At 71.0% G+C, this 22,692-nt stretch carries 18 protein-coding genes; 5 read left to right on the top strand and 13 right to left on the bottom strand.

Going from position 1 to position 22,692, the window contains the following annotated elements; genetic code table 11:
• Positions 1-6: 6 nt before the first annotated feature.
• The 3 genes from GGR66_RS17435 to GGR66_RS17425 form a co-directional block, all read right to left on the bottom strand.
• Positions 7-1,413, bottom strand: a complete 1,407-nt coding sequence (locus GGR66_RS17435) for an undecaprenyl-phosphate glucose phosphotransferase (protein ID WP_255421759.1) — start codon at positions 1,411-1,413, stop codon at positions 7-9.
• Between the two features lie 64 nt (positions 1,414-1,477).
• Positions 1,478-2,620 carry a glycosyltransferase gene (locus GGR66_RS17430; RefSeq protein WP_184449418.1) on the bottom strand — a complete coding sequence of 381 codons (1,143 nt, stop codon included), beginning with the start codon at positions 2,618-2,620 and terminating at the stop codon, positions 1,478-1,480.
• A gap of 19 nt (positions 2,621-2,639) precedes the next feature.
• Positions 2,640-3,782 carry a glycosyltransferase family 1 protein gene (locus tag GGR66_RS17425; protein WP_184449416.1) on the bottom strand — a complete coding sequence of 381 codons (1,143 nt, stop codon included), beginning with the start codon at positions 3,780-3,782 and terminating at the stop codon, positions 2,640-2,642.
• A 495-nt stretch (positions 3,783-4,277) separates the two neighbouring features.
• Between GGR66_RS17425 and GGR66_RS17420 the strand changes: the two genes are divergently transcribed.
• The 3 genes from GGR66_RS17420 to GGR66_RS17410 are packed head-to-tail and all read left to right on the top strand — an operon-like array spanning position 4,278 to position 6,771.
• Positions 4,278-5,570, top strand: a complete 1,293-nt coding sequence (locus GGR66_RS17420; protein WP_160968194.1) for a histidine kinase — start codon at positions 4,278-4,280, stop codon at positions 5,568-5,570.
• Positions 5,563-6,330: a LytTR family DNA-binding domain-containing protein gene (locus GGR66_RS17415; RefSeq protein WP_160968192.1), complete on the top strand. Its 768-nt coding sequence runs from the start codon at positions 5,563-5,565 to the stop codon at positions 6,328-6,330. Before GGR66_RS17420 ends, GGR66_RS17415 begins: the two co-directional genes overlap by 8 nt.
• A 45-nt stretch (positions 6,331-6,375) precedes the next feature.
• Entirely contained in the window at positions 6,376-6,771 is a 396-nt protein-coding gene (locus GGR66_RS17410) for a hypothetical protein (protein ID WP_160968190.1), read from the top strand.
• Positions 6,772-7,210: 439 nt separating this feature from the next.
• On the opposite strand, the gene GGR66_RS17405 is transcribed toward GGR66_RS17410, so the two are convergent.
• Together GGR66_RS17405 and GGR66_RS17400 are read right to left on the bottom strand one after the other, a co-directional pair.
• Positions 7,211-9,328 carry a TonB-dependent siderophore receptor gene (locus GGR66_RS17405; RefSeq protein ID WP_184449414.1) on the bottom strand — a complete coding sequence of 706 codons (2,118 nt, stop codon included), beginning with the start codon at positions 9,326-9,328 and terminating at the stop codon, positions 7,211-7,213.
• Positions 9,329-9,674: 346 nt separating this feature from the next.
• Positions 9,675-10,292, bottom strand: a complete 618-nt coding sequence (locus GGR66_RS17400; protein ID WP_184449412.1) for a hypothetical protein — start codon at positions 10,290-10,292, stop codon at positions 9,675-9,677.
• Positions 10,293-10,466: 174 nt separating this feature from the next.
• Between GGR66_RS17400 and GGR66_RS17395 the strand changes: the two genes are divergently transcribed.
• Complete coding sequence (locus GGR66_RS17395; RefSeq protein ID WP_184449410.1) at positions 10,467-11,393, top strand: oxygenase MpaB family protein; 927 nt, start codon at positions 10,467-10,469, stop codon at positions 11,391-11,393.
• A 102-nt stretch (positions 11,394-11,495) separates the two neighbouring features.
• Complete coding sequence (locus tag GGR66_RS17390; RefSeq protein WP_184449408.1) at positions 11,496-14,471, top strand: EAL domain-containing protein; 2,976 nt, start codon at positions 11,496-11,498, stop codon at positions 14,469-14,471.
• On the opposite strand, the gene GGR66_RS17385 is transcribed toward GGR66_RS17390, so the two are convergent.
• The 8 genes from GGR66_RS17385 to GGR66_RS17350 form a co-directional block, all read right to left on the bottom strand.
• Positions 14,461-15,474, bottom strand: coding sequence for a Rieske 2Fe-2S domain-containing protein (locus GGR66_RS17385; RefSeq protein ID WP_184449407.1), 1,014 nt, complete (start codon positions 15,472-15,474; stop codon positions 14,461-14,463). The genes GGR66_RS17390 and GGR66_RS17385 overlap by 11 nt on opposite strands.
• 43 nt (positions 15,475-15,517) lie before the next feature.
• A complete protein-coding gene (locus tag GGR66_RS17380) occupies positions 15,518-16,705 on the bottom strand; it encodes a GGDEF domain-containing protein (protein WP_184449404.1) in 1,188 nt (395 codons plus the stop codon).
• A 141-nt stretch (positions 16,706-16,846) separates the two neighbouring features.
• Positions 16,847-17,962: a hypothetical protein gene (locus GGR66_RS17375; protein ID WP_184449402.1), complete on the bottom strand. Its 1,116-nt coding sequence runs from the start codon at positions 17,960-17,962 to the stop codon at positions 16,847-16,849.
• On the bottom strand, positions 17,959-19,140 hold the full coding sequence (locus GGR66_RS17370; RefSeq protein WP_184449400.1) for an ATP-grasp domain-containing protein: 1,182 nt from the start codon (positions 19,138-19,140) through the stop codon (positions 17,959-17,961). Before GGR66_RS17370 ends, GGR66_RS17375 begins: the two co-directional genes overlap by 4 nt.
• Positions 19,133-19,981 (bottom strand): MBL fold metallo-hydrolase, encoded by an 849-nt coding sequence (locus GGR66_RS17365; protein WP_184449398.1) that lies wholly within the window; start codon positions 19,979-19,981, stop codon positions 19,133-19,135. Before GGR66_RS17365 ends, GGR66_RS17370 begins: the two co-directional genes overlap by 8 nt.
• A complete protein-coding gene (locus GGR66_RS17360) occupies positions 19,978-20,955 on the bottom strand; it encodes an NAD-dependent epimerase/dehydratase family protein (RefSeq protein WP_184449396.1) in 978 nt (325 codons plus the stop codon). The genes GGR66_RS17365 and GGR66_RS17360 overlap by 4 nt, the downstream gene beginning before the upstream one ends.
• Before the next feature lies 1 nt (position 20,956).
• Positions 20,957-21,973: a 3-oxoacyl-[acyl-carrier-protein] synthase III C-terminal domain-containing protein gene (locus GGR66_RS17355; RefSeq protein WP_184449394.1), complete on the bottom strand. Its 1,017-nt coding sequence runs from the start codon at positions 21,971-21,973 to the stop codon at positions 20,957-20,959.
• A 109-nt stretch (positions 21,974-22,082) separates the two neighbouring features.
• Complete coding sequence (locus tag GGR66_RS17350; RefSeq protein WP_221236498.1) at positions 22,083-22,529, bottom strand: GNAT family N-acetyltransferase; 447 nt, start codon at positions 22,527-22,529, stop codon at positions 22,083-22,085.
• Positions 22,530-22,692 lie beyond the last annotated feature (163 nt).

Raw genomic sequence — 22,692 nt, 5'->3', positions numbered from 1 at the left:
CTGCGGTCAATAAGCGTCGCGGTCGAACAGCACGATCACGCCGGTCTGCGCGATGATGCTCAGGTCCAGCCACAGCGACCAGTGCTGGATGTAGTACAGGTCGTAGTCGATGCGCTTGCGCATCTTCTCCACTGTGTCGGTCTCGCCGCGCAGCCCGTTCACCTGCGCCCAGCCGGTGATGCCGGGCTTGACCCGGTGGCGTTGCAGGTAGTTCGGCACCAGGTCCTGGTACTGCGCGTTGTGCGCCAGTGCATGCGGACGCGGTCCGACGATGGACATGCGCCCCTGCAGCACATTGAAGAACTGCGGCAGCTCGTCCAGGCTGGTGCGGCGCATGAAGGCGCCGAACCGGGTCACCCGCGGATCGCCGCGCTGGGTCTGCGGCGCGGCAGCGTCGGCGTCGTGCAGACGCATGCTGCGGAACTTCCACAATTCGAATGGTTGACCGTCCCAGCCGTGCCGCGTCTGCCGGAACAGCACCGGCCCCGGCCCGGACAACTTGACGCCCAGCGCCAGCGCCAGCAGCAGCGGGCTGCTCAGCAGCAGGATCAGCGCGGCCAGCAGTTTGTCGGTGGCGTCCTTGAGCCATTGCGCGGTGCGCGACAGCGGCCGCACCGACAGCTCCAGCAGCGGCATTCCCGCCACCTCGGCGATGCCGTGGTGAATCATGCCGAAGGCGAAAATGTCCGGGATCCAGCGCACGTCCACGCTGCTGGCGTCGAGGCGGCGCATGCTCTCGCGGATCAGCGCTTCCTCGCGCATGGGCCAGGTCAGCCACACTTCGGCAATGCCCTGCAGATCCAGCCATTGCGGCAGTGCCGCAAGGTCGCCGTTGCGGATCATCGCCGGTGAAGGCACCCATTGCAGTCCGGACCATGGCCCCTGGCTGATCCGCGCGCCGACCTGTTCGACCCGCTCCGGCGGACCCAGCACCGCGATTCGACGTGTGCCGATGCCATGTCGGTGCAGCCAGCGCAGCAGACGATCCGCGGCCAGGCGCACCCCGATCAGGCTGCACGCGCCGATCACCGCCCAGTACAGAAACCACAAGCGCGAGAAACTGGGGCCGGTCTTGCTCAGGAAACTCAGCGACGCGAGCACGCCCAGCACCACGCCCCAGCCGAGCAGCAACCGGCCCAGCATCATCGTCGGCAGCGCCAGGCGCCAGCTGCGGTACAGCGCCAATTGCGAGAACACCAGCAGCGTCAGCGTGGCGCCAGCCAGCAGCGCATACGGATAACGTGGCGCCTCGGGCAGGTTCGCCTGGCCCACGCGCAGGGCATAGGCCAGCAGGCCGCTACCGATCACCACCGCCGCATCGGCCACCTTCAGCAGCGTCGCCGCCAGCGCCATCGCATCGCCGACCATGCCCGCTGCCGCCGTCCGCGGCAGTGGCCTGCCCAGCAGTCTCATGCGCGTTCGCTCCGCGCGCTGCGCGACTGCATTGCCTTGTTTCCGTGCGTCCCCAAGCTGCTCCTCATCCCCATTCCCTGTCTTCTGCCCCGCGCGCCCCGCAGACACTGCGGTAAAGTGCCAGATAGGCGTCGGTCATGCCGTCGGCGGTGAACAACCGCCGGTATCGCGCTTCCGCGTGCCCCCCGAAGGCCGCGGCGATGCGTGGATGGTCCCATAGATAGCGCATCGCGTCGCGCAAGGCCACCGGATCGGCCGGCGGCACCACCAGACCGGTTTCGCCATCGATGTTGACGAAGCTGGTACCGGTGCCGATCTCGCAGGAAATCATCGGCTTGGCGTGCATCGCCGCTTCCAGCAGGGAAAGGCCGAAGGCTTCGGAACGCAGATGCGACGGGAACACCAGCGCGTCGCAGGCGGCGAGCAGGGCGTGCTTGTCGGCCTCGTCCACCGTGCCGAGGAACTGCACGTGGGGCAGGCCCAGCGCCTGCGCCTGCGCGCGCAAGGCGGACGCTTCCGGGCCATCGCCGACGATCGCGATCGGGATCTGCAGCCCGTGTGCGGCCTCCAGCAGAAAGCGCACGCCTTTGTAGTAGCGCAGCACCCCGACGAACAGCAGGAAGCGCGGACCCAGGCGAGTGCGCCAGGCCTGCATCCGCTGCGTCGATGCTGCGTGTTGCGGCGCGGCATCCAGACCGATGGGAATGACGCTGACCTTGGCGCGGTGTTCCGCCAGGACCGCGCTGCTGGCCAGGTAGTTCGGCGAAGTGGCGACGATGCGGTCGACGCTGCGCAGAAAGCGCCGCTGCAGCGGTCGGTACAGGCGCAACAGCTGCCGTTGCCGCACGATGTCCGAATGGTAGGTGAGCACCGAGGGGGTGCCTGCCGAGGCGGCGAAGTGCAGCGCGTCCATGAACGGCCACGGGAAGTGGTAATGGATCAGGTCCGCGCGGCGCGCCAGTTGCGCGTAGCGCCGCACCAGGCCGAGCGAGACCGGCATCGAAGCGAACTCGGCGATGCGGCGCAGCCGATGCAGCGTGTAGCCCGCATGGAGGCGGGTGCCGGCCTGCGCGGCATCATCGCAAAGCGCCAGGACCTCACTGTCGATCCCGCGTGCCTGCGCCTGCTGCGCCAGCGTATGCACCACCCGCTCGATCCCGCCGATGGAGTCGGGCAGGGCGGTCTTGTAGACATGCAGGACGCGCATCAGCCCGGGGCTCCGTGATTCATGCGCGCATCGCGTCGCGGTAGGCGTCGACAGTGCGCTCGGCGCACGTACGCCAGTCGAACTCGGCAGCACGACGGCGCCCGGCCGCGCTCAGCGTCGCGCGCCAGGCCGCATCGTCCAGGCCGCGCGCGAGCAAGCCGACCAGACCGTCCGCATCGCCGGGATCGAACAGTGCGGCCGCGTCGCCGGCGACCTCGGGCAGCGCCGCCGCATTGGAACACAGCACCGGTGTGCCGCTGCCCATCGCCTCCAGCACCGGCAGGCCGAATCCCTCGTAGAGCGACGGGAACACGAACAGCCGCGCACCGGCGACCAGCGCCGGCAGGCTGGCCTCCTCCACGTAACCCAGGTAGCGCAGCCAGCCGTCGCGTTGCGCCTGCGCCATGCGCTGGTGCAGCGCCTCGCTGTGCCAGCCCGGATGGCCGGCCACCACCAGCGGCCAGCGCGTGCGCAGCGCCGCCGGCAGCGCGGCATAGGCCTGCAGCAGCGTCTGCAGGTTCTTGCGCGGCTCGATCGTCCCCAGGAACAGCGAATAGCCATCGGCCTGCAGGCCCCGCGCCTGCAGCGGCGCCTGCAACTCCTCGGTGCGATGCGGGCGGAAGGCCGCGTTGCCGGCCAGCGGGATGGCGCGGATGCGCGCCAGCGGCCAGTCGAACTGCGCGGCGATCTCGCGCCGCGAGAATTCCGAGACGGTCAGGATCAGTTGCGCGCGGCGCAGGGACAGCGCGAGTTCCTTGCGCATGTAGCGCACCCGGTCGGCGCGCTGGCACTCGGCCCAGCGATAGATCGAGACGTCGTGGAAGGTGGCGACGCAGGGGCCGTCGAACGCCGGCAGGTAGTAGTTGCAGCCATGGAACAGGGCCGGCGCCTGTCCGCGCAGCGCGCGCGCCTTGGCTGCGTTGTTTATCCGCCGGTAGATGTCGACGGCCGGCTGGATGCCCGACAGCCGGTCGCGCAGCCACGGCACCAGCGTCGGTGCCGGGCCCGGCGCTGGCAGGTCGTTGCGCAGGCGCCGGCCGTGCAGGAAGCGCAGCGAATCGATCTGCGGCAAGGCCGCCAACTGCGTGGCCAGTTCCTGCGTGTAGCGGCCGACGCCGGTCAGCGGATACCGGATCGATTCCGTCGCCAGAATTACGTGCATCGGAACCACGATCGCGCGCCACACACAGCGGGGCTGGCGCCGCAGTGCCGATCCTGCGTGCGCGCGGCGGCCGGGCCGGGCGCGACTGCCGCCGGCGCTCCGCGTTGGGCGAGCATCGTCATGGCGCGGCGTGGGACGTGCTGCTGGCGCATCCTGGTTTCCCCTGGTCGGACATAGAGTCTAGAACGAAGCTGCGCCGCCAGGCGGTGAGCGATCCTGGCAGGCGGCGCGCGCCGGTCTGGCCGACCATACGAGCCGCTGCCGCTCAGGAGGCCTGTGCGTCGCGCGGGCGATGGTCGCTTCGAGTCCCGACGCCGTCCATCGCGGATCGCCATCCCGGCAGTGCGCGGGCAGCGGCTGCAGCGCCGGGCGGGCAGCGGTTGGCACGCCGAATTCCTGTCTCCGCTCCACGTTCGTGCGGTTTCGTCGCAGCGCGCTGGCGCCGCCGGCTGCGGCGGCTATGCTCGCTGGCACCTCTTCCGGTCCCCGGCCGCCATGCTCGCCAGCCTGTTCTTCATCGTCCGTCTGTTGTGCGCCTGGGCCGTGGCGGTGGTCGTCGCCGGCTTCGTCTGGAGCGGACTGTTCTACGCCATGTCCAGACCGCCGGGCTGGTTCTTCGGCCTGTTGGCGATGCTGCTGATGCTGTCGGCGCTGATTGCCGGCATTACCCACCTGCGCCGGGTCTGGCTGATCGCCGGGCGCCTGGACTGGGAGACCCTGGCCAGCCGCCAGCGACGCCAGATCGAGATTCCGCTGGACACCCGCGAAGCGTTCGCGCTGCTGGATGCGGCGGTGCGCGAGCTGCCGCGGGTGGAGGAGGTCGAAAGCACGCTGGACAGCCTGCAGGTGCGCGCCAAGGTGCGCCGCATCGATCCGTACAACGGCCGACGGCCGTCGCGCTGGAACCTGGTCGCGCGTTTCGCGGTCAAGCGCAACCAGGTGCTGGCGACGGTGACCCCGGGCACCGGCACCAGCAGCCTGACCTTGCTGCTGGAGCCCGATGCCAGCGCCTGGATCGACCTGTTCGCGGTCGACGAAGGCAGCAACTACGAGAACGCCGAGGCCTTGGGCCGCGCGCTGACGCGGCGCGTGGCCGAGCTGCGCCGCGACGAGCAAGCTGCCGCCGCGCAGGCCGCCACCGCGCAGGAGCTGACCGTGGCGCGGCTGAATCTGCTGCACGCGCAGGTCGAGCCGCATTTCCTCTACAACACCCTGGCCAGTGCGCAGGTGCTGGCGCGCACCGACCCGCCGCGCGCCGACCTGATGCTGGGCTATCTCATCCAATATCTGCGACGCTCGCTGCCCAGCGCCGAGGACGCGATGAGTTCGCTCGGCGACGAGCTGGAGCGGACCCAGGCCTATCTGGAGATCCTGCGCATCCGCATGGGTGCACGCCTGCAACTGCAGGTACAGGTGCCGGAGACGATGAAGACGCTGCCGCTGCCGTCGATGATGTTGCAGACGCTGGTGGAGAACGCGATCAAGCATGGCCTGGAACCCAAGCCCGGCGGCGGCACCATCTGGATCATGGCGCGCGTGGTCGACGACCACGTCACCCTGACCGTGGCCGACGACGGCCTGGGCTTCAACACCCAGTCCAGCGGCACCGGCATCGGCCTGAAGAATCTGCGTGAGCGGTTGCGCCTGACCTACGCCGGCACGGCGAGCTTCGCCATCGTCTCCAACTTCCCCAGCGGCGTGGCCGCCACCATCACCCTGCCGTGGCCGGTTGGGGCGCCGCCACCGCCATTGCCGGTGCCGATGGCCATGGGAGCGCAGCATGACTGACGCGATCGTCGCCGAGGACGAAACCCTGCTGCGCGACGCACTGGTCGCGCTGCTGGGCGAGGTGTGGCCGCAGCTGCGCATCGTCGCCGAGTGCGAGGACGGCGCCAGCGCGCTGGAGCGGCTGGCGGAGTTGCGCCCGCAGGTGGCGTTCCTGGACATCCGCATGCCCGGGCTGAGCGGCATCGAGGTGGCGCGCGCGCTGGGGGAACTGAGTCCACACACGCAGGTGGTGTTCGTCACCGCCTACGACCAGTACGCCATCGATGCGTTCGAACACGGCGCGGTGGACTACCTGCTCAAGCCGATCGTGCGCGAACGCCTGCAGGCCACGGTGCAGCGGCTGCAGGCGCGGGCGGCGCAGGGACCGGATCCGGCGGTGCTCGATGCGCTGTTGCAGCGCCTGCAGCAGCGCCCAGTCGCCCCATCGGCGCCGCCGCCGCTGGCCTGGGTCACCGCCAGCAGCGGCCGCGAAACGCGGCTGATCCTGCTCGACGACGTGTTGTATTTCCAGGCCGACAGCAAGTACACCACGGTGCTCACCCGCGATGGCGAGGCGGTGCTGCGCACCTCCCTGCGCGAGTTGCTGGACGTGCTCGATCCGGCCGCGTTCCGACAGATCCACCGCTCCACCATCGTCAACCTCAAGGCGGTGGCCTCGGTGGTGCGCGACGACACCGGCAAGGGCCGGCTGAAGCTGCGTCACCGCGACGAGGTCCTGACCGTCAGCCAGCCGTACATGAGCCTGTTCCGCGGCATGTAGCCGCGGCATCACCTTCCGCTTCGCACTGGAACAAGGAATCTCCGCATGCGCCTGCTCTCCTTGCTGTGGTCGTGCCTGCTCGGCCTGTTCGGCTGCCACGGACATGCCGATCTCGACCTGTCCGTCGGCGCCAGCCGCGAGACGGTGGTGCAGGCCAGCGAACGCGGCGTGCCGCTGCTGTTCAGTCGGACCACCTACCGCGGCGGCCTGGCCACGTTCCGCTGCATCGACAGCCACAGCGGACGCTGCCACTACCAGGTCTACGCCGCCTGCACGGCATCGCAGGCGGCGCATGGTAGCGACGGCGCTGCCTGCAGTCCGCGCGTGCTGCAGGCCTTCGATCTGACGGTCGGCCAGCGCCGCGAGATCGCCGGGCTGCAGCGCGATTTCCGGCAGTGCGTGGTGTCGGATGCCTCCGCATCTGCGTGCGGGCGCGATTGAGGGGCGATGGCGTGTGGCTGGCCGACATGATCTGCCGCGGCATCTGGCGATGTCCGGATGATCGCGGCTGTTGTGGGAGGGGCTTCAGTCCCGACAGCGTGTGCAAAGCGGCTGCCGGATGACGTCATGTGTCGCGCCTGAAGGGCGCCTCTGACAACGACGCGAGCCCTCCTGTAGGAGCGGCTTTAGCCGCGACGGGCTTTCCCGGGAAAGCCCGTCGCGGCTAAAGCCGCTCCTACGAAGGTGACACGACATGTTCGCTTGAGTCGCGACAAAGTGCGTTATTGGAGGTGCCCTGCAGTCGCTCCCACAGGAGGCTGCTCCGTCCCTTTCGGCAGGACGGCATGGCGGCGCGGGGATGATGCGTCGACGGCGCGGTCATGCGCCGCAGGTCGCGCTTGCGACCACGCATGCGCGGCGGGGAAGCGACGCCGCCCGCTCAGTAATCCACGCCCACCGAGAACAGCAGCGTGCGCGGGTCGCCCAGGGCCACGGCGCGCTGCAGGCCGCCGGTGTAGTAGTCGCGGTCGAAGGCGTTCTTCAGGTTCAATGCGTAACGCCAATGGCCCTGGCGGTAGCCCAGGCCGGCGTCGAATACCAGGTAGCCGGGGATGCGGTGGCCGTAGGCGGTCTTCTCGCCTTCGGCACGCGCGCCGCCGCTGACGCTCCAGCCGTCGGCCGCGCCGTGGGCGCTGTACTGCAGCCACAGCGAACCGCTGTGCCGCGGCACGTTGTTCAGACGATCGCCCACGCTGCTGACGCGTTGGCCGCCATCGTCGGTGACCACCGCATCGGTGTAGGCGTAACCGCCGAACAGGCTCAGCCCGTTGCCCAGGTCGGCGGCGGCGTTGAGTTCCAGGCCGCGGCTGCGCTGTTCTCCCACGGCGATGCTGTAGCCGTCGTTGAACGGATCGGCCTGCAGCACGTTGCGCCGGCGCAGGTCGTACAGCGCCATGCTCAGGCTGGTGCCGCTGCCCACCTCCATCTTGACGCCCAGTTCCACCTGGCGGCCGCGCTCGGGGTCGAACTGCGCGCCCTGCGCGTCGGTACCGACGTTGGGATAGAACGAGGTGGCGACGCTGGCATACGGGCGCAGGCCGCCGCCGGCGTCGAACATCAGTGCTGCCGAGCCGGTGGTCGCGCTGGCGTCGTTGCGCACGTCGCTGCCGGCCAGGTGGTCCTCGCTGCGGTTGCGGCTGCGGTCGTGGCGCAGGCCCAGCAGCAACTGCCAGTCGGGCGCGAACTGGATGCGGTCGCGCAGGTACAGGCCGCCGGAGGCGACCACGCTGAGATTGTCGCGGTTGGGCCGGGCCGGGCAGATCACGGCGCTGCCGTAGACCGGCGCATACACGTCGAGAGTGCCGACGCGGCAGGTCGACTGCACGTTCCATTCCCAGGTCTTGAACGCGTCCAGGCCGGCGGTGACGGTGTGCTGCCAGATGCCGGTGGCGAAGCCGCCCTGCAGGTAGGTGTCCTGGACCCAGGTGCGCCCGTCGAACTGTTGCTGGGTGGCGGTGCGACGCAGGGTACGCAGGTCGGCGGCCAGGCCGTTGTTGGCGATCAGGAAGCCGTCCAGGCCGAAACTCTGCCAGCGTGCGGCGTGGTGCAGGGTCCAGCCGTTGTCGAAGCGGTGATCGAGCACGTAGCCGATCCGGCTCTGGTGGCTGTGGTACGGCCGCTGCCCGGGTTCGCCGGTGAACAGCGCGCGGTCGATCCTGCCATTGCGGTTGGGTTCGGCGCTGCCTTCCCAGGGCAGGCCCTGCTGGCGGATGTAGTCGCGTTCCTGGTAGCTGGTCAGCAGCACGAAGTCGGTGCGCGGGCCCAGGTCCAGCGACAACGACGGCGCGATCCAGCGGCTGCGGAAGTACACGTGGTCGGTCGGGTCGTCGCTGTTCATCGCCAGCGCATTGAGGCGCAAGGCCGCCTTGCCGTCGGCCGACAGCGGCTGGTTGAAATCGACGCTGCCCTGGCGCAGGCCATCGCTGCCCACGCTCAGGTCGACCCGCCGCATCGGGTCGGCGCCGGGGCGCTTGCTGATCAGGTTGACCAGGCCGCCCGGCAGCACCTGCCCGTACAGCAGCGAGGCCGGGCCCTTCAGTACCTCCACCTGCTGCGCGCCGAACAGTTGCTCGGCCACGCGGTTGTTGGCGGCGGTGCGCAGGCCGTCGACGAACAACGCGTCGGAGGCGGTCTGGCCGCGGATGATCAGGTCGTCCCAGCCGCGCCGGCCGTAGGTGTTGGCGACCACCCCGGAGACGTTGTGCAGGGCATCGGACAGGCTCAGCGCCTGCTGGCTGTCCAGCAGCGCACGCGGCACCACGGTGATCGAGAACGGCGTCTGCGCCAGTGGCGCGTCGGACTTGTCGGCCTGCACCGGTCCGGTGGCGTGGAAGCCGCTCTGGGCGTCGGCGCGCACCTGCACCGTGGACAGGGCGGTCGCCTGTGCGGCATCGGCGCTGCTGTCGGCGGCCGTGGCGGTATCGGCGGTGGCGGCGTGCGCAGGCAGGGACAGCGCCATGCCCAGCAGGCAGGCGCAGGAGAGGGGGGGCAGTGGCATCGAGACCGTGGGACGAGAGTTCTAATCGAGAATGATTATATTTCGCGAAATGGGCGTTGGGAATGCCCACAGCCGGCGCGTGCGTTGCAGCGGCCGTGACGGGTGCACGGCGGGGAGTCGGGTGGGAGGTCGGCTGGACCGGCAGGATCCGGCCAAATGGCCAGGCATCATGGTTGCGCTGCCAGCGTGTCCACGCTGCAGCGCCGAACTCGACGAGCACGCTGCAGGCGCTTGCGTGAATGCCGACCGATCATGCGTGCATGGCGGCCGCGCTGCGGTCGCGTGTGGCGCCAGGCCGACGACGCGCCGTCGTGCAGACGGCGCGCGTGGGTTGCGTGTGGCAGCCTTAGCCGGCGACGCGGAACACGCCGGGCTGGCCGCCGGGCGGCGTGCCTTCGAACTGGATCAGCGAGGCGACCAGTTCGGCATGCAGGCGGATGCGGCCCATCTCGCGCATGATCCGGATGTCCTCGTGGCGCAGTTCGCGGTTGGCCACCACCTCGCGCTTGTAGGCGAGGATCTCCGGATACTTGCGCGCCATGTTCAGCGCGTCGGCCACGCATTCCACGGTGTCGGCATCGGCGGAGAGCGGCTCGCGGCTGTTGAACGCGGTGAGCCAGCGCTCGAAGCCGGCGGTGCGGTCGAACATGTTGGCGATGAACCAGATCACGAACAGGATCGCCACCCAGGAGGTGACCACGATGACGATGCGCGAGAAGGTCAGGTGGTAGTCGTGCTGCCACAACTGCGCGGTGATCACCCCGAGCAGGATCAGCGAGATCGCCTGCCAGCCGATGATCGAGGCCACCAGCCACTGCTGCTTGGCCTTGGCCAGCAAGGCCACCTCTTCGCGGATCTGCGATTCGCTCTTGTGCTGCCAGTGCGCGACCTGTTCGGGAAACGAGCGCTGGTGCAGCGCGTTGTCCTCGAGCAGCAATCCCAAGCCTTTGAACAAAGCGAGCATGACGGGCTCCTTGCAGATGCGGTGACGGATGCGGAACGTCGACGGGCGATCTTGAGGCAGCTTCTTTCTAGCACAGCGGCCGCAAAGTGCATGCTGCGGTCGCACATGCGGCGTGGCCGGTGCGCGCCATACGCCATCGCACGGCGCTCGCGCCGCCTTCGCTAGCATCGGCGTATGCCTTCGTTGCTACGCACCCTCTCCGCCCCGGCCACCACCCAGATCCGCCGCTGGGTGTTGGGCGCGTTCCCGCGCGAGCGCGATGCCATCGATTACGACCAGCCGCTCGGCGACATCGGCCTGTTCGGTCCGGACAGCGTCACCTGGCGCATCCATGCCGAATTTCCCGGCATGCTGGCCGGCGGGCTGTGCGCGCTGTTGCTGCAGACCCTGCATCCGCTGGCGTTGGCCGGGGTCTACGACCATTCCAACTTTCGCGAGGACCTGGTCGGGCGCCTGCGTCGCACCACGCAATTCGTCGCCGCCACCAGTTATGCGCCCACAGACGCGGCGCAGCGCCAGATCGCCCGGGTTCGCGCGATCCACACGCGGGTGCGCGGCCACACGCCCGACGGGCACGCCTATGCCGCCGACGATCCGGCGTTGCTGACCTGGGTGCACGTGACCGAAGCCTACGGCTTTCTGCAGGGCTACCGCCGCTACTGCCGCGCGGTACCGGCGGCGATCGCCGACCGCTACTACGACGAGGGACGGCGCGTCGCCGAGGCGCTGGGCGCGCGCGCCGTGCCGGCCAGCGAGGCCGCGGTGCTGGACTATTTCGAACGGCAGCGGCCGCAGTTGCGGGTGGACGCGCGCTCGCGCGAGGTGCTGGCGGTGCTGGCCGGCCTGCGCCTGCCGGTGCCGGCGCCGGGGTTGTCGCGCGAATTGTTCCTGGGCGCCGGCGCGGCGCTGCTCCCGCCGTGGGCCAGCGCCATGCTGCGGCAGGCGCGGCTGCAGCGTACCGGCCCTGCGGTGCCGGCCTGGCTGCTGCAGCAGGTGGCGCCGCTGTTCCGGGTCGCGCTGCACGACGGCATTGCCGCGCGTGCCTGCCGGCGCGTCGGTTTGACCACGCAGCAACTGGCGCAGTGGCCTGTGATGGACTGAACCGTTTATCTGCGTCGCTGAACGCAGCATCGCATCACGTACGGTCAAGATCGCCGGTGCCAGGCCGCTGTAACCAGCACCTACGCACCGTTGCAATTCTCGATGCCGCAGCACCCGCTCGCCGACAGGAAGCGCGACCGTCGCTTCCGGCACCGCCTGCGGCGCGTCACGCGCGCGCCGTCGCGGGCGATCGCGACCTGGGGCCTGGTGCTGGCGGTGGTGCTGGCGGCCGGCCTGGTGCTGGTCCTGGCGCAGGACCGCCACAATCGCCTGGCCGCGGCGCAGCGGCAGAGCCTGGCGCTGGCCACCGGCGCCGACCGCTTGCTGCAGTTGCAACTGGACAATCTCGGCCAGGCCCTGCACGGCGAAGGCCTGAGTGCGCAGGCGCTGCTGGCGGAGACGCCGCGACGCGCGCCAGAACTGATCGCCGCCTCGCTGCAGGGCCTGCTGACGCGGCACCCGGAACTGCACGACGTGTCCTTGCTGGATGCGCAGGGGCGACGCCGCTTCGGCGGTGCCGGCGATGCGCACCTGCGTGCGTGGATGCAGCGTGCGCGCTGTGGCGGCCGGGTCTGCGTGAGTCCGCCGCTGCGGCTGGCCGACGGCGAGGCGGTGGTGCGGGTGGCTGTGCCCTGGGGCACGGACGGCTGGGTCGAGGCGCAATGGCGGGTGGCCGCGCTGCAGCGCATCGTGCAGGGCACCGACAGCGGGCGCGACGGCATCGTCGCCCTGACCGACGCGCAGGGTGCGCTGCTGGGCGCCAGCCGCCCACTCGCGGCCGGCCAGTCCCGCCTGCCGATCGCGCTGGCGCAGCCGATGCCGCACGGCGGCGCGCTGGGCGTGCGCCGCGATGTCTTCGACGGCACGCCACGGGTCCTGGCGCTGAGCGGTGGCGGCGCGTATCCGTTGCTGGCGGTGGCCGGCGTGGGGCTGCGCGAGACGCTGTCCGGCTGGTGGGGGTTCGCCGCGGTGGCGGCGCTGGTGTATGTGCTGTACCTGCTTGGCCTGGCCTATCTGCTCGGCAGCCTGCGCCGCGCCGAGCGTCGCCAGCGCCATCTGCTGCAGCGCCTGCGCCGCGGCGACGAGGACCTGCGCCTGGCCCACGGCATGGGCGGCATCGGCACCTGGCGCATCGACATCGCCGAGCGCGTGCTGCGCCTGTCCGAGCCGACCGGCGCGATGTTCGGCCTGCAGCGCATGCAGCTGCCGATCGAGGCGTTTCTGGAGCGGATCCACGACGAGGATCGCGCGCGAGTGACGCAGCTCTACGAGGACGCCGCGCAGGGACGGGCGGACTACAACACCGTCTACCGCATGCATCTGCCCGATGGGCGCCTGCGCTGGCTGGCCGCGCGCGGCGCGCTGGTGCGCACCCGCAAGGGCCTGTGCATGACCGGTGCGGTACAGGACGTCAGCGACCGGGTGGCGGCGCAGGCGCGCCTGCTCGACGCCGAGCGCCAGTTCCGGCTGGTGTTCGACCGCAATCCGCTGCCGTACTGGGTGTTCGCCGTGGACAGCCTGCGCTTCCTGGAAGTGAACCAGGCCGCGGTGCGCCAGTACGGCTACAGCCGCGCCGAATTCCTGGCGATGGATCTGCGCGATCTGCGTCCGGCCGAGGACGTCGAACGCTTGCTGCAGGACGTGCGCAAACCGCGCGAAGGCTTCGCCGCGCCGAGCGTGTGGACCCACCGGCGCAAGGACGGCAGCCTGCTGTCGGTGTGCGTCCACAGTGCCGACCTGGAGTTCGGCGGCGTGCCGGCGCGCTTGATCCTGGCCGAGGACGTCACCGAGCGCGTGGCCCACGAACGCGAGCTGGCCTACCTGGCGCGCCACGACTTCAGCACCGGCCTGCTCAAGCCGCACGCCCTGGCCGATGCCCTGCGTGCGCAACGCGGCGGCTATGCCATCGCCTACGTGCAGGTGCGCGGCCTGGCCCTGATCGGCGATACCCTGGGCCGCGCCGCCGGCGATGCGGTGCGCAGCACGGTGGCCGGTCGCATCCGCGCGCTCGGCGAGCGCTTCGGCCTGAGCGCGCATCAGCCGGCGCAGGACTTCGTGCTGGCGATCCTGGACCCATATGCGCTGCCACAGGCCTTGCAGGCGCTGCAGGAGGCGCTGTACGCGCCGGTGCAGGGCGGTGAGTTCGCCCAGCAGCTGCAGGCGCACATCGGCGTGGCGCTGTGTCCGGACGATGCCGCCGACGCTCACGAGGCGATCGGCAGCGCCGCGCAGGCCGCGCACGCGGCACAGGCCGAGGGCCGCAGCCTGGTGCGCTTCGACCCGGCCATCGCGGCGCGGACCGCCGAACGCCTGCGCCTGGCCGGACGTCTCCAGCAGGCGATCGAGCGCCAGGAATTCGAGCTGTATTTCCAGCCGATCATGCACGCCGGCAGCAGTGCGCCGCGCGAACTCGAGGCCCTGGTCCGCTGGCCGCAGGCCGACGGCAGCTTCATCGCCCCGGATGCGTTCATCCAGTTGTGCGAGGACACCGGGTTGATCCTGCCGTTGGGGCGCTGGGTGATGCGCGCGGCGGCGCGCGCGCGTCGCGACCTGGTCGACCACGGATGGCCGGACCTGCCGGTGGCGGTGAACGTGTCGGCGCTGCAGTTCTTCGATGGCGATTTGGTCGCCGACCTGGTGCAGGCCTGTGCCGAGGCCGGGCTGGCCGCCAACGGCCTGCAGCTGGAGCTGACCGAGAGTAGCCTGATGCGCCAGCCGCAGCAGGCCGGCGACGTGCTGCGGCAGCTGCGCGCGCTGGGCGTGCGCGTGGCGCTCGACGACGTCGGCACCGGTTTCTCCAGCATGGCGCATCTGCGCGACCTGCCGCTGGACACGCTGAAGATCGACCGCAGCTTCGTCGCCGAGGTGGACCGCGACCCGCGCAACGCCTCGATCTGCCAGGCGCTGCTGACCCTGGGCCATTGCCTGGGGCTGGACGTGGTCGCCGAGGGCGTGGAAACCGATGCGCAGTTGCGCTGGCTGCGCGCGCACGGCTGCGGCGGCGTGCAGGGCTATCTGCTCGGGCGTCCGGCCCCGCTGGCGGACGTGCTGCAGCGGCTCGGCGCGGTCACAGCATGATCTCCACGTCGTGACCGCTGCCCGGCGTCGGTAGAGCGTCGCCTTGCCAGTAACGGCGTAGCGGTTCGCGCACCAGGTCCAGCGCGGTGGAGGCGCCGCGCGCGCCCGGGTAGCGCTGCAGGTTGCGCGACTGCAGCGCGAGCATGCGCCGGTCCTGTTCGCCGACCCGGCGCAGCAGCGGCCACACCAGCAGGCGCACCGCCCACGCCGGCGCCCAGCGGCCTTCCACGTGCAGGCTGGCGAAGACGTCGGTGCTGCGTTCGCCGAGCGGGGTGAAGTGCAGGCTGATCCGCACGCGGCCGCCGCGCGCGTAGCGATACTCGATCTGCGCGCTGCCGGGGGCGGCGAAATGCGCGCGTTCCAGGATCCGCGGCGATTCGAACAGCCGGTACAGCCAGCCGCTCTGCGCCGCGGCGCCGCGGTAGTCCACGTGGAAGCCTTCGTCGGTATGGCGCAGTTCCGCGCGCATGGCGGTGCGCGCGCCGCCGCGTCGCACCAGCCCCGGATGCAGCAGGTGGGTGTGCAGCGGGTCCAGGAAGTTCTCCAGCGCATCGACCACGTGCGCGTCCCAGCGCGTGCGCCACAGGAAGCGCCGCGCCGACGGCTGCAGCGCCTGCACCAGTTGCGACGGCGCGTCCGCGCCCTCGGGATCGGGGCGCAGCCAGATCAACCCGTCGTGCTCGCGCGCGGCGAAGGCGCGCACCCGCACCGCCGGCGGCACCTGCCCGGGCGGCAACCCGGGGATCTCGCGCAGGGCGCCGGCGCGGTCGAAGCGCCAGCCGTGATACGGGCAGGACAGGCCATCGCCGGTGGCGCAGCCGGCCGACAGCGGCGCGTGCCGGTGCGGACAACGGTCTTCCAGCGCCAGCAGGCTGCCGTCGGCGCAGCGCGCGATCGCCGCGTGCCGGTCCATCACCGACACGGCCAGCGGCCGCCGTCGCAACGCCGCGGCGGGCGCGACGGCGAACCATTGCCGGTACAGGGACGGATGCCAGCCGCTCATGCCGCGCGCAGCGCCCGCAGTGTGTGTGGTTCGCCGCTGGCGATCATGCGACGGTGGTGCCGGCGATCCGGTTGCGGCCGGCACGCTTGGCGGCGTACAGCGCCTGGTCGGCCGCCAGCACCAGGGTCTGCCAGGGCGCCTGCGCGCCTGCCGACCGGCAATAGCCGATGCTCACCGTGCATGCCAGTGGCGCATCCGGCGCCGGACCGATCTGCTGCTGTTCCACCCGGCGACGCAGGCGCTCGGCGAGATCGCGTACCGCGGCTTCGTCGCCATGCGGGACCAGCACCATGAATTCTTCGCCGCCGATGCGCGCCAGCAGATCGGGCGCGCGGATGTGCTGCGACAGGGTCTGCGCGATGGCGATCAGGACCTGGTCGCCGACGGCATGGCCGAAGCGGTCGTTGATCGCCTTGAAGTGGTCCACGTCGATCATCAGCACCGCGATCGCGCCCTGCTTGCGCGCCGCATCGCAGGTCGCCGCTTCGCCGCGCTCCCACATCACCCGGCGGTTGGTCACCCCGGTGAGCGGATCCTGCGAGGCATGCCGGACCAGTTCCGCGTTCATTTCGCGGGTCAGCATCCACAGGAACCCGGGGGTGATGCTGGCCGTCAGCACGATGCGCGCCAGCAAGCCGAAATTCGTGGTCGGGTCTTGGCCGAGACCGACGTCGGGATGGACGGCCCACCATGCGATCCGCAGTCCGATCATCCCGGCCCACAGGAAGTGGAAGACGGCGGTGAAGCGCGCCGCGGTGCGCACCATGCTGTGGGCATGGCGCCACAACGCCACCGCCGTGGCCACGGTCAGGATGCCGCGCAACAGGCCGCCGAAGATCACCATGATCCGGTGATCGTAGCCGGCGTAATGCAGGCTGTAGAGTTCCAGCGCGCAGAGCATCGCGACCGGCAGCAGCAGCGTCCACTGCAGCAGCGGGCGTTGCAGGTAGGCGTTCACCGCCACCAGCGTCAATACGGTCGCCACGTCCAGGGTGACGTTGCCGGCCGGCGCGATCCAGACGGCCGTGAAATGCCAGGCCGGCGCCAGCAGGATGCCGAAGCCCAGGGCGAAGACGCCGTAGCTCAGCGCCAGCAGCAACAGGCTGCGCGCATGCCGTTCCTTGCGGCCGGTGACGTACAGCGCCAGGAACATCGCCGAGGACACCGCCGCAAGCAACGCGTTGACGATCAGCAAGGTGCCGGCATGGGCCAGGTGCGCAATCCATTCCACAGATGTCCCGGGCCGCAGCGGCGATGGGGTGTTGCAGGTGCAGCAAAGTATAAGGCAGCGGGTGTGCCCGGCATTCGGCGAAACACGCGCGTTTTGCGCTGAAAACGGTTACGGAATGCAAAACGCGCGGCGCGGCGTCGCTCATAGCCGGTAGCGGCGCATCAGCGGGACGCCGATGCGCCGGGTCAGCGTGCCGAGCGCGGCGATCGGCTGGCGTCGCCGCAACGGCAGGTGGCGCGCATCGACCGCGCTGTATTCGATGACCGGCACGCCGCCGCGCTGGCGTTTGAAGCTGGCTGCGCCGGCACTCTGGTTCAGGCGCTGGCCGTACCGACGCGCATGGTCGATGCCGCAGGCGGTGAGGGTGCGGTACAGCGCCAGCCGCTGCGGCAGGCGCAGGTCGTAGCCGACGATGGGCGCGGTGACGGTGCCGCCGATGCCGAACAGGCCGGTGATGCAGACCAACTGCCCGGTATCGTCGCGGAAGCCGTCCAAGCGCAGCAGCCCGGCGCGGTGCCAGGCGCGCAGGAAGCCGGCGTGGTAGGCCGGATTGCAGTGCGAATATTTTTCCAGATACAGCTGCGCGTACAGCGCGGCGATACGCGGGTAATCGGCCTCGCCGATGGCATCGTTGCCGCAGCGCCGCAGATCGCGGCGGTCCACCAGCTTGAGGTCGCGGGCCAGGTCGCGATGGCGCAGCAGCTGCGGCCAGTCCTCGTACAGGTACACCTGGCGGCTGGCGATCAGGGTGAAGCCTTCGGCCTGCAGCGCGTGCAGCCACTGCGGCGTGTCCACCGCATTGAGCGAGCGGAACCACAGCGCGTGGTCGGGCCAGCGCGCGCGTGCGGCGTCCAGCAGCGTGCGCAGGCCGCCCGGCGGCAGCGGCGGATACAGGTTGGTGGACAGCAGCCAGTTGTTGAGGGTGACCGCGCGGTCGATCCGTGCCCAGTCCAGCCACGCGCCGATGCCGCCGCACAAGCCGCGTACCGGTGCGGCCAGCGCACCCGGCAACAGCCGCGCGGCTTCCTCGGCGGCATAGTCGGCATAGGTGGTGCGCGGCGAACATACCCAGGCGTTGCCCGGGTGGCGCTCGCCGACCGTCACCGGCAGCGCCAGTGCGCCGGCCTGCAGCACCTCAATGCGCGCATGCGCGTTGTCGGCCAACTGCTGCGCGTCGCCACCGGCATGCAGCGCGGCGAAGCGCTGCAGCTGCGCGGCGTAATCGGCGGCCGCGGCGTCGGCGCTGCCGGCGTTCATGGCGGCGGCAACGCCTCGCCGTCCCATTCGGTATCGCGGGTGGCGGCCTCGCGCACACTGCAGCGCTGCGTCAGCGCCAGCCGTGCATGGCTGCCCAGGTCGCACAGCGTGCCGGCCAGCGGCCAGCGGTCGCCGCGCGGCGCCAGCACGTCCTCGGCGCGCGCGTAGTCGTGGCGCCACTGCCGCAGCCGGCCCTGGCCCAGCGCCGCGGGCAAGGCCACGCCCAGCATCAGCATGGCCAGCATCGCCGCGCGGTCCTCGGCCGGGCGCAGCGGCGCCTGCGCCGTGCCCGCGTCGCCGCTCAGCAACGCCACCAGCGGATCGGTCGCGGCGAACAGGTGCAGGCCGCTGGTCGCACGCGGATTGCATTCGATCACGCTGCAGCGCCCTTGCGCGGAGACCATCCAGTCGAAGGAGATCTGCCCGCTGAAGCGCAGCGCCTTTACCAACTGCGCGGTGAAGCGCTCGATCTGCGGATCCGGCGCGGCGTCGAAGTAGTAGCTGGAACTGCGCCGCAGGCGATAGCGCGGGCGGTACACCGCATGCGCCAGCAACACGCCGTCGCGCGCCAGTGCATACGAGCAGCGCTCTTCGCCCTCACAGTAGCGCTGCGCGACCCAGTCGCCCTGGTCGGGCAGCGGCGTGGCGTCGGCGGGCACGCCGTGCGGATACAAGCGCACATGCACGCCGAAGCGCGAGAACTCCGGCTTCAACACCAGCGGCGCGGTACCGGCCCACTCGCGTGCCTGCGCCAGGCTGCGCACGCGCACGCTGTCCGGCACCTCGACGTCGCTGTCCAGGCTGCGCGCCAGTTCCATGAAGGCGTACTTGCTGTGCAGCGTGCGCAGCGTGTCGAAGTCGTGCAGCGGCAGGTGCAGCTGCGCCGGCAGCGCGCTGCGGTAGCGGGCCAGGTAGAACACTTCCTCGCAGGTCGGCATCAGCACGTCGATGCGCTGGCGTGCGAGCACGCCATTGAGATCGGCCAGCCAGGCGCGCGGTGCGTCGCGCGCGGGCGCGACGCGGTGATGCGCGGCGACCGCACGCGACCAACCGGAGATGCGGCTGGCGACGCTGTCGGCCAGGTGCACCCGCCAGCCCTGCGCGGCGAAACGGCGCGCCAGGTCCAGGGCGACCGGCGCGCGCGCGCCGGTGATCAGCACGCCGGGTGCATCAGCCATGCGTGTGCCCTGCCGGCGTCGGCCGCCATTGCCGGCAATGCGAGGGCACCAGCCGCAACTCCGGCTCGGCCTGGCGCAACGCATGCAGCCGCGCCAGGGTGTCGCGATACACGCGATGTTCGCCGAGCAGGTGGGTGACCAGCGCCGGCGGCGGCGTACCGTCGGCGAGCGCGGCGCTGGACCAGGCCGCGTCGGCGATCAGGAACACCGGGCCATGCGCGTCCTCGAACCACAGGCCGTAGTGGCCGGGCGCATGCCCGGGCAGCGGCACCAGCAGCACGCTGCCGTCGCCGAACAGATCGCGCGGCATGCCGAAGTCGCGCAGTGCGGCAGGTGTCGCGGCTGCGGGCAGCGCCTCGATCCAGTGCATGCGTGGGCGCGCGCCGTGCAGCAGCGCCGGCAGGAAACCTTCGCGCAACGCGGCCAGCCGGCCGCGGCGCTGCAGGTCGTCCCAGGCCTGTTGTGCGCAGGCCAGGCGCGCCTGCGGGAAATCGGCGACGCCGCCGACATGGTCGCCATGGAAATGCGACAGCACGATCCAGCCGATGCGGTCCGCATCCACGCCGTCGCGTGCGAGCTGTTCGCGCAGCGATTGCCCGGGTGCCAGCTGCACGGGGGTCAGCCAGCGGTACAGGCGCTCGGGAAAGCGCGCGGTGGCGTCGAAGAAGTGGGGCGAATAGCCGGTGTCGAACAACAGGTCGCCGTGCTGCGGATGCTGCAGCAGCGCCGCCAGCGCCGGGAACGGGCATGGTGCCAGCGGCGCGCCGCGGCGGGTGGCGCGTTCCGGATGCGTGCAATGGCCGGCCTCGTACAGCCGCCAGCGCAGCCGTGGCGCGCTCATCGTTGCCCCAGCGCGGCCAGCCCGGCCTCGGTCGACAGCACCGGCGCATAGCCGAGCTCGCGGCGCGCGCGGCCGATGTCCAGCGTCTGCGAATAGCCGAGCACGCCGATGCCGTAGCGGCTGAGCCGCGGTTCTGGTTGGCCGCGCCGACGCAGCGCGATCTGCTCGCCGAGCGTGGCCAGGGCCAGCGCCGGCCCGCGCGGCACCGGCAGCAGCCGCACGCGCAGGCGCAGCACCGCGAACAGCTCGGTCACCAGGTCGCGGACCGCGATCGGTGTGCCGTTGCTGATGTTGTAGGCGCGGCCGTCGCCGATGTGCTCGGCACGCAGCGCGGCCAACGCCGCGGCCACCGCGTTCTCCACACAGCACACGTCGATCATCGCGCGGCCGCCGTCGATCAGTGGGAACCAGCCGTGCTGCGCCACCGCCAGCAGCCGCGGCACGATCGCGTTGTCGCCATGGCCGAACACCGCGCGCGGGCGCAGCACCACCGCCGGCAGCCCTGACGCCGCGGCGGCGCGCACCTTTTCCTCGGCCTCCCACTTGGTCTGCGGGTAGCCGCCGATCCAGCGCGCCGGCGGGGTGAACTCTTCGGTGATCTGGTATTGATCGGCGAAGCGAAAGTAGATGCTCGGCGAACTGAAGTGCACGAAGCGGCGCACGCGTGCGGTCAGCGCGGCGGCGAGCAGGCGTTCGGTGGCGACCACGTTGGCCAGGCGGAAGGTTTCTGCGCTGGCCCATGGTGCCGACAACGCGGCGCAGTGGATCACCGCATCGCAGCCGTGCAGCAGCGGCACCAGGTCGTCGCCGCACAGCTCGGCGGGCACCACCTCGATGCGCGCATTGCCGGCGAAGGCCGCCAGTTTGGCGGCGTCGCGGCCGCTGGCGCGCACGGGCATGCCAGCGGCGGCCAATGCGCGCACGATGTAGGCGCCGATGAAGCCGGAGGCGCCGGTGACCAGGACGCGTGCCATGTCAGTAGCGCAACACCGCGCCGCCGAACGCCAGCCCGGCGCCGGAGCCGACCAGGCCGATCAGGTCGCCACGGACGATGCGGCCGCTGTGGATCGCCTGGTGCAGCGCGCTGGGAATGGACGCGGCCATCTGGTTGCCGTGGTCGCCGATGATCTCGATCAGCGCATCCGGCGCCAGCCCCAGCGCGACGCGCAGGTGGCGCAGCGCCTTGGCGCTGGCCTGGTGCGGCACGATCCGCTGCAACTGCGCCAGCTCGACTCCGGCCTGCGCCAGCAGCCGCTGCAGGAAGCCGGGCAGCTTCGCCGCGGCGAGGCGATAGGTGGCGCGGCCGTGCATTTCGAACTGCGAGCCGGCGCGCAGCGCCTCGACGCCGTGCTCCAGACGCAGGCGGGTGCCGCCGGCGCGCACGCGGCAGTGGTCGATGCCTTCGGAGTAGGTCTCCAGCCGCGCCGCCAGCAACTGCGAGCCGCTGTCGCCGGTGTCGGCGCCAACCACCACCGCCGCGGCGCCGTCGCCGAACAGCGGCGCGGTGTCGGCATCGTCCGGGTTGAGGCCGACGCTGGCGATCTCGCTGGAGACGATCAGTACGCGGCGATAGCGGCCGGCGGCGATCGCGCAGGCGGCCAGGTCGAGTGCGGCGATGAAGCTCAGGCAGGTGGCGTTGATGTCGAAGGCCGGGATGCCGCTGCCCTGCAGGCCCAGCCGCGCGTGCAGCAGCGCCGCGCTGCACGGAATCGCCTGTTCCATCAGGCTGCAGGCGCTGATCACGCAATCGACCTCGTGCGCCTGCAGCTGCGCGGCCTCCAACGCCGCGCGCGCGGCGCGCTCGCCCATCGCCGTGGCCGGCTCGTCGGCGCCCGCATAGTGCCGCGTGGCCACGCCGGTATGCCGCAGGGTCCAGCCGGCGGGCTTGCCCCAGCGCCGGTCGAAGGTCTCTGCCGGCACTTGCTGCGCGGGCAGATACGCGCCCGTGCCGAGAAGACGCAGCGCGATGGGCCTGCTGGTGTGGACGCTCATCCGTAAAGCTCGCACAAGGGGCGCGCAGCGTACTGCCAGCGGATCGGCGCCGGCAACTGCGCGCGGGACGATCGCGCCGTTGCCTGGCGCTGGCGATCGCAAGCAGTCCTCAGTCGCGCAACGACTTGGCGAAATATTTGGGCACTTCGACGAAGCCTTCCCGCCGATAGAAGGCGTGCGCCCGTTCGCGGCGGCGATGGCAGTGCACCTCCAGGCGGTCGCAGCCGCGCTGCCGCGCCAAGGCCTCGCCCTGCGCCAGCAGGCGCTGCCCCACGCCGGCGCCGCGTGCGCGATCGTCCACGCAGAAGTAGCTGATGCGGCCGATGTCGCCGGCCAACGCCAACTGCGGCAGAAACTGCAGCGACAACACGCCCACGACGTCGTCTCCTGCGGCGGCCACCAGCAAGGCGGCGTCCGGATGCGCCAGCAGCTGCGCCAGGCGCGTCTCGATGAAGGCCTCGGTGCCCGGATAGTCCAGCGCCGCCATCAACGCCGCGATGGCGTGCCGGTCCGCCATCACCGCGTTCCTGATCTCCAGCGTACCGTTCTCGTCCATGTGCAGATAGTCGAAAGCGCCCGAGCCTGTAGGGAAGTGGACGGCGCGCCCAGGGCGTGTCATCCATTCCCGAGTATGCCGCGTTGGGCCTGGCAGGCGCGCGGCCGGCGTTGCGTGGCGCAGCGCCTGACTGGCCGTCAGGTCAAGCCGCGCGGCGCCGGCC

This window comes from Xanthomonas sp. 3498, from assembly GCF_014199795.1.
GTDB lineage: Bacteria > Pseudomonadota > Gammaproteobacteria > Xanthomonadales > Xanthomonadaceae > Xanthomonas_A > Xanthomonas_A rydalmerensis.
Note: the sequence above shows the minus strand (reverse complement) of the source record. Positions and strands in the feature narration are given on the sequence as shown.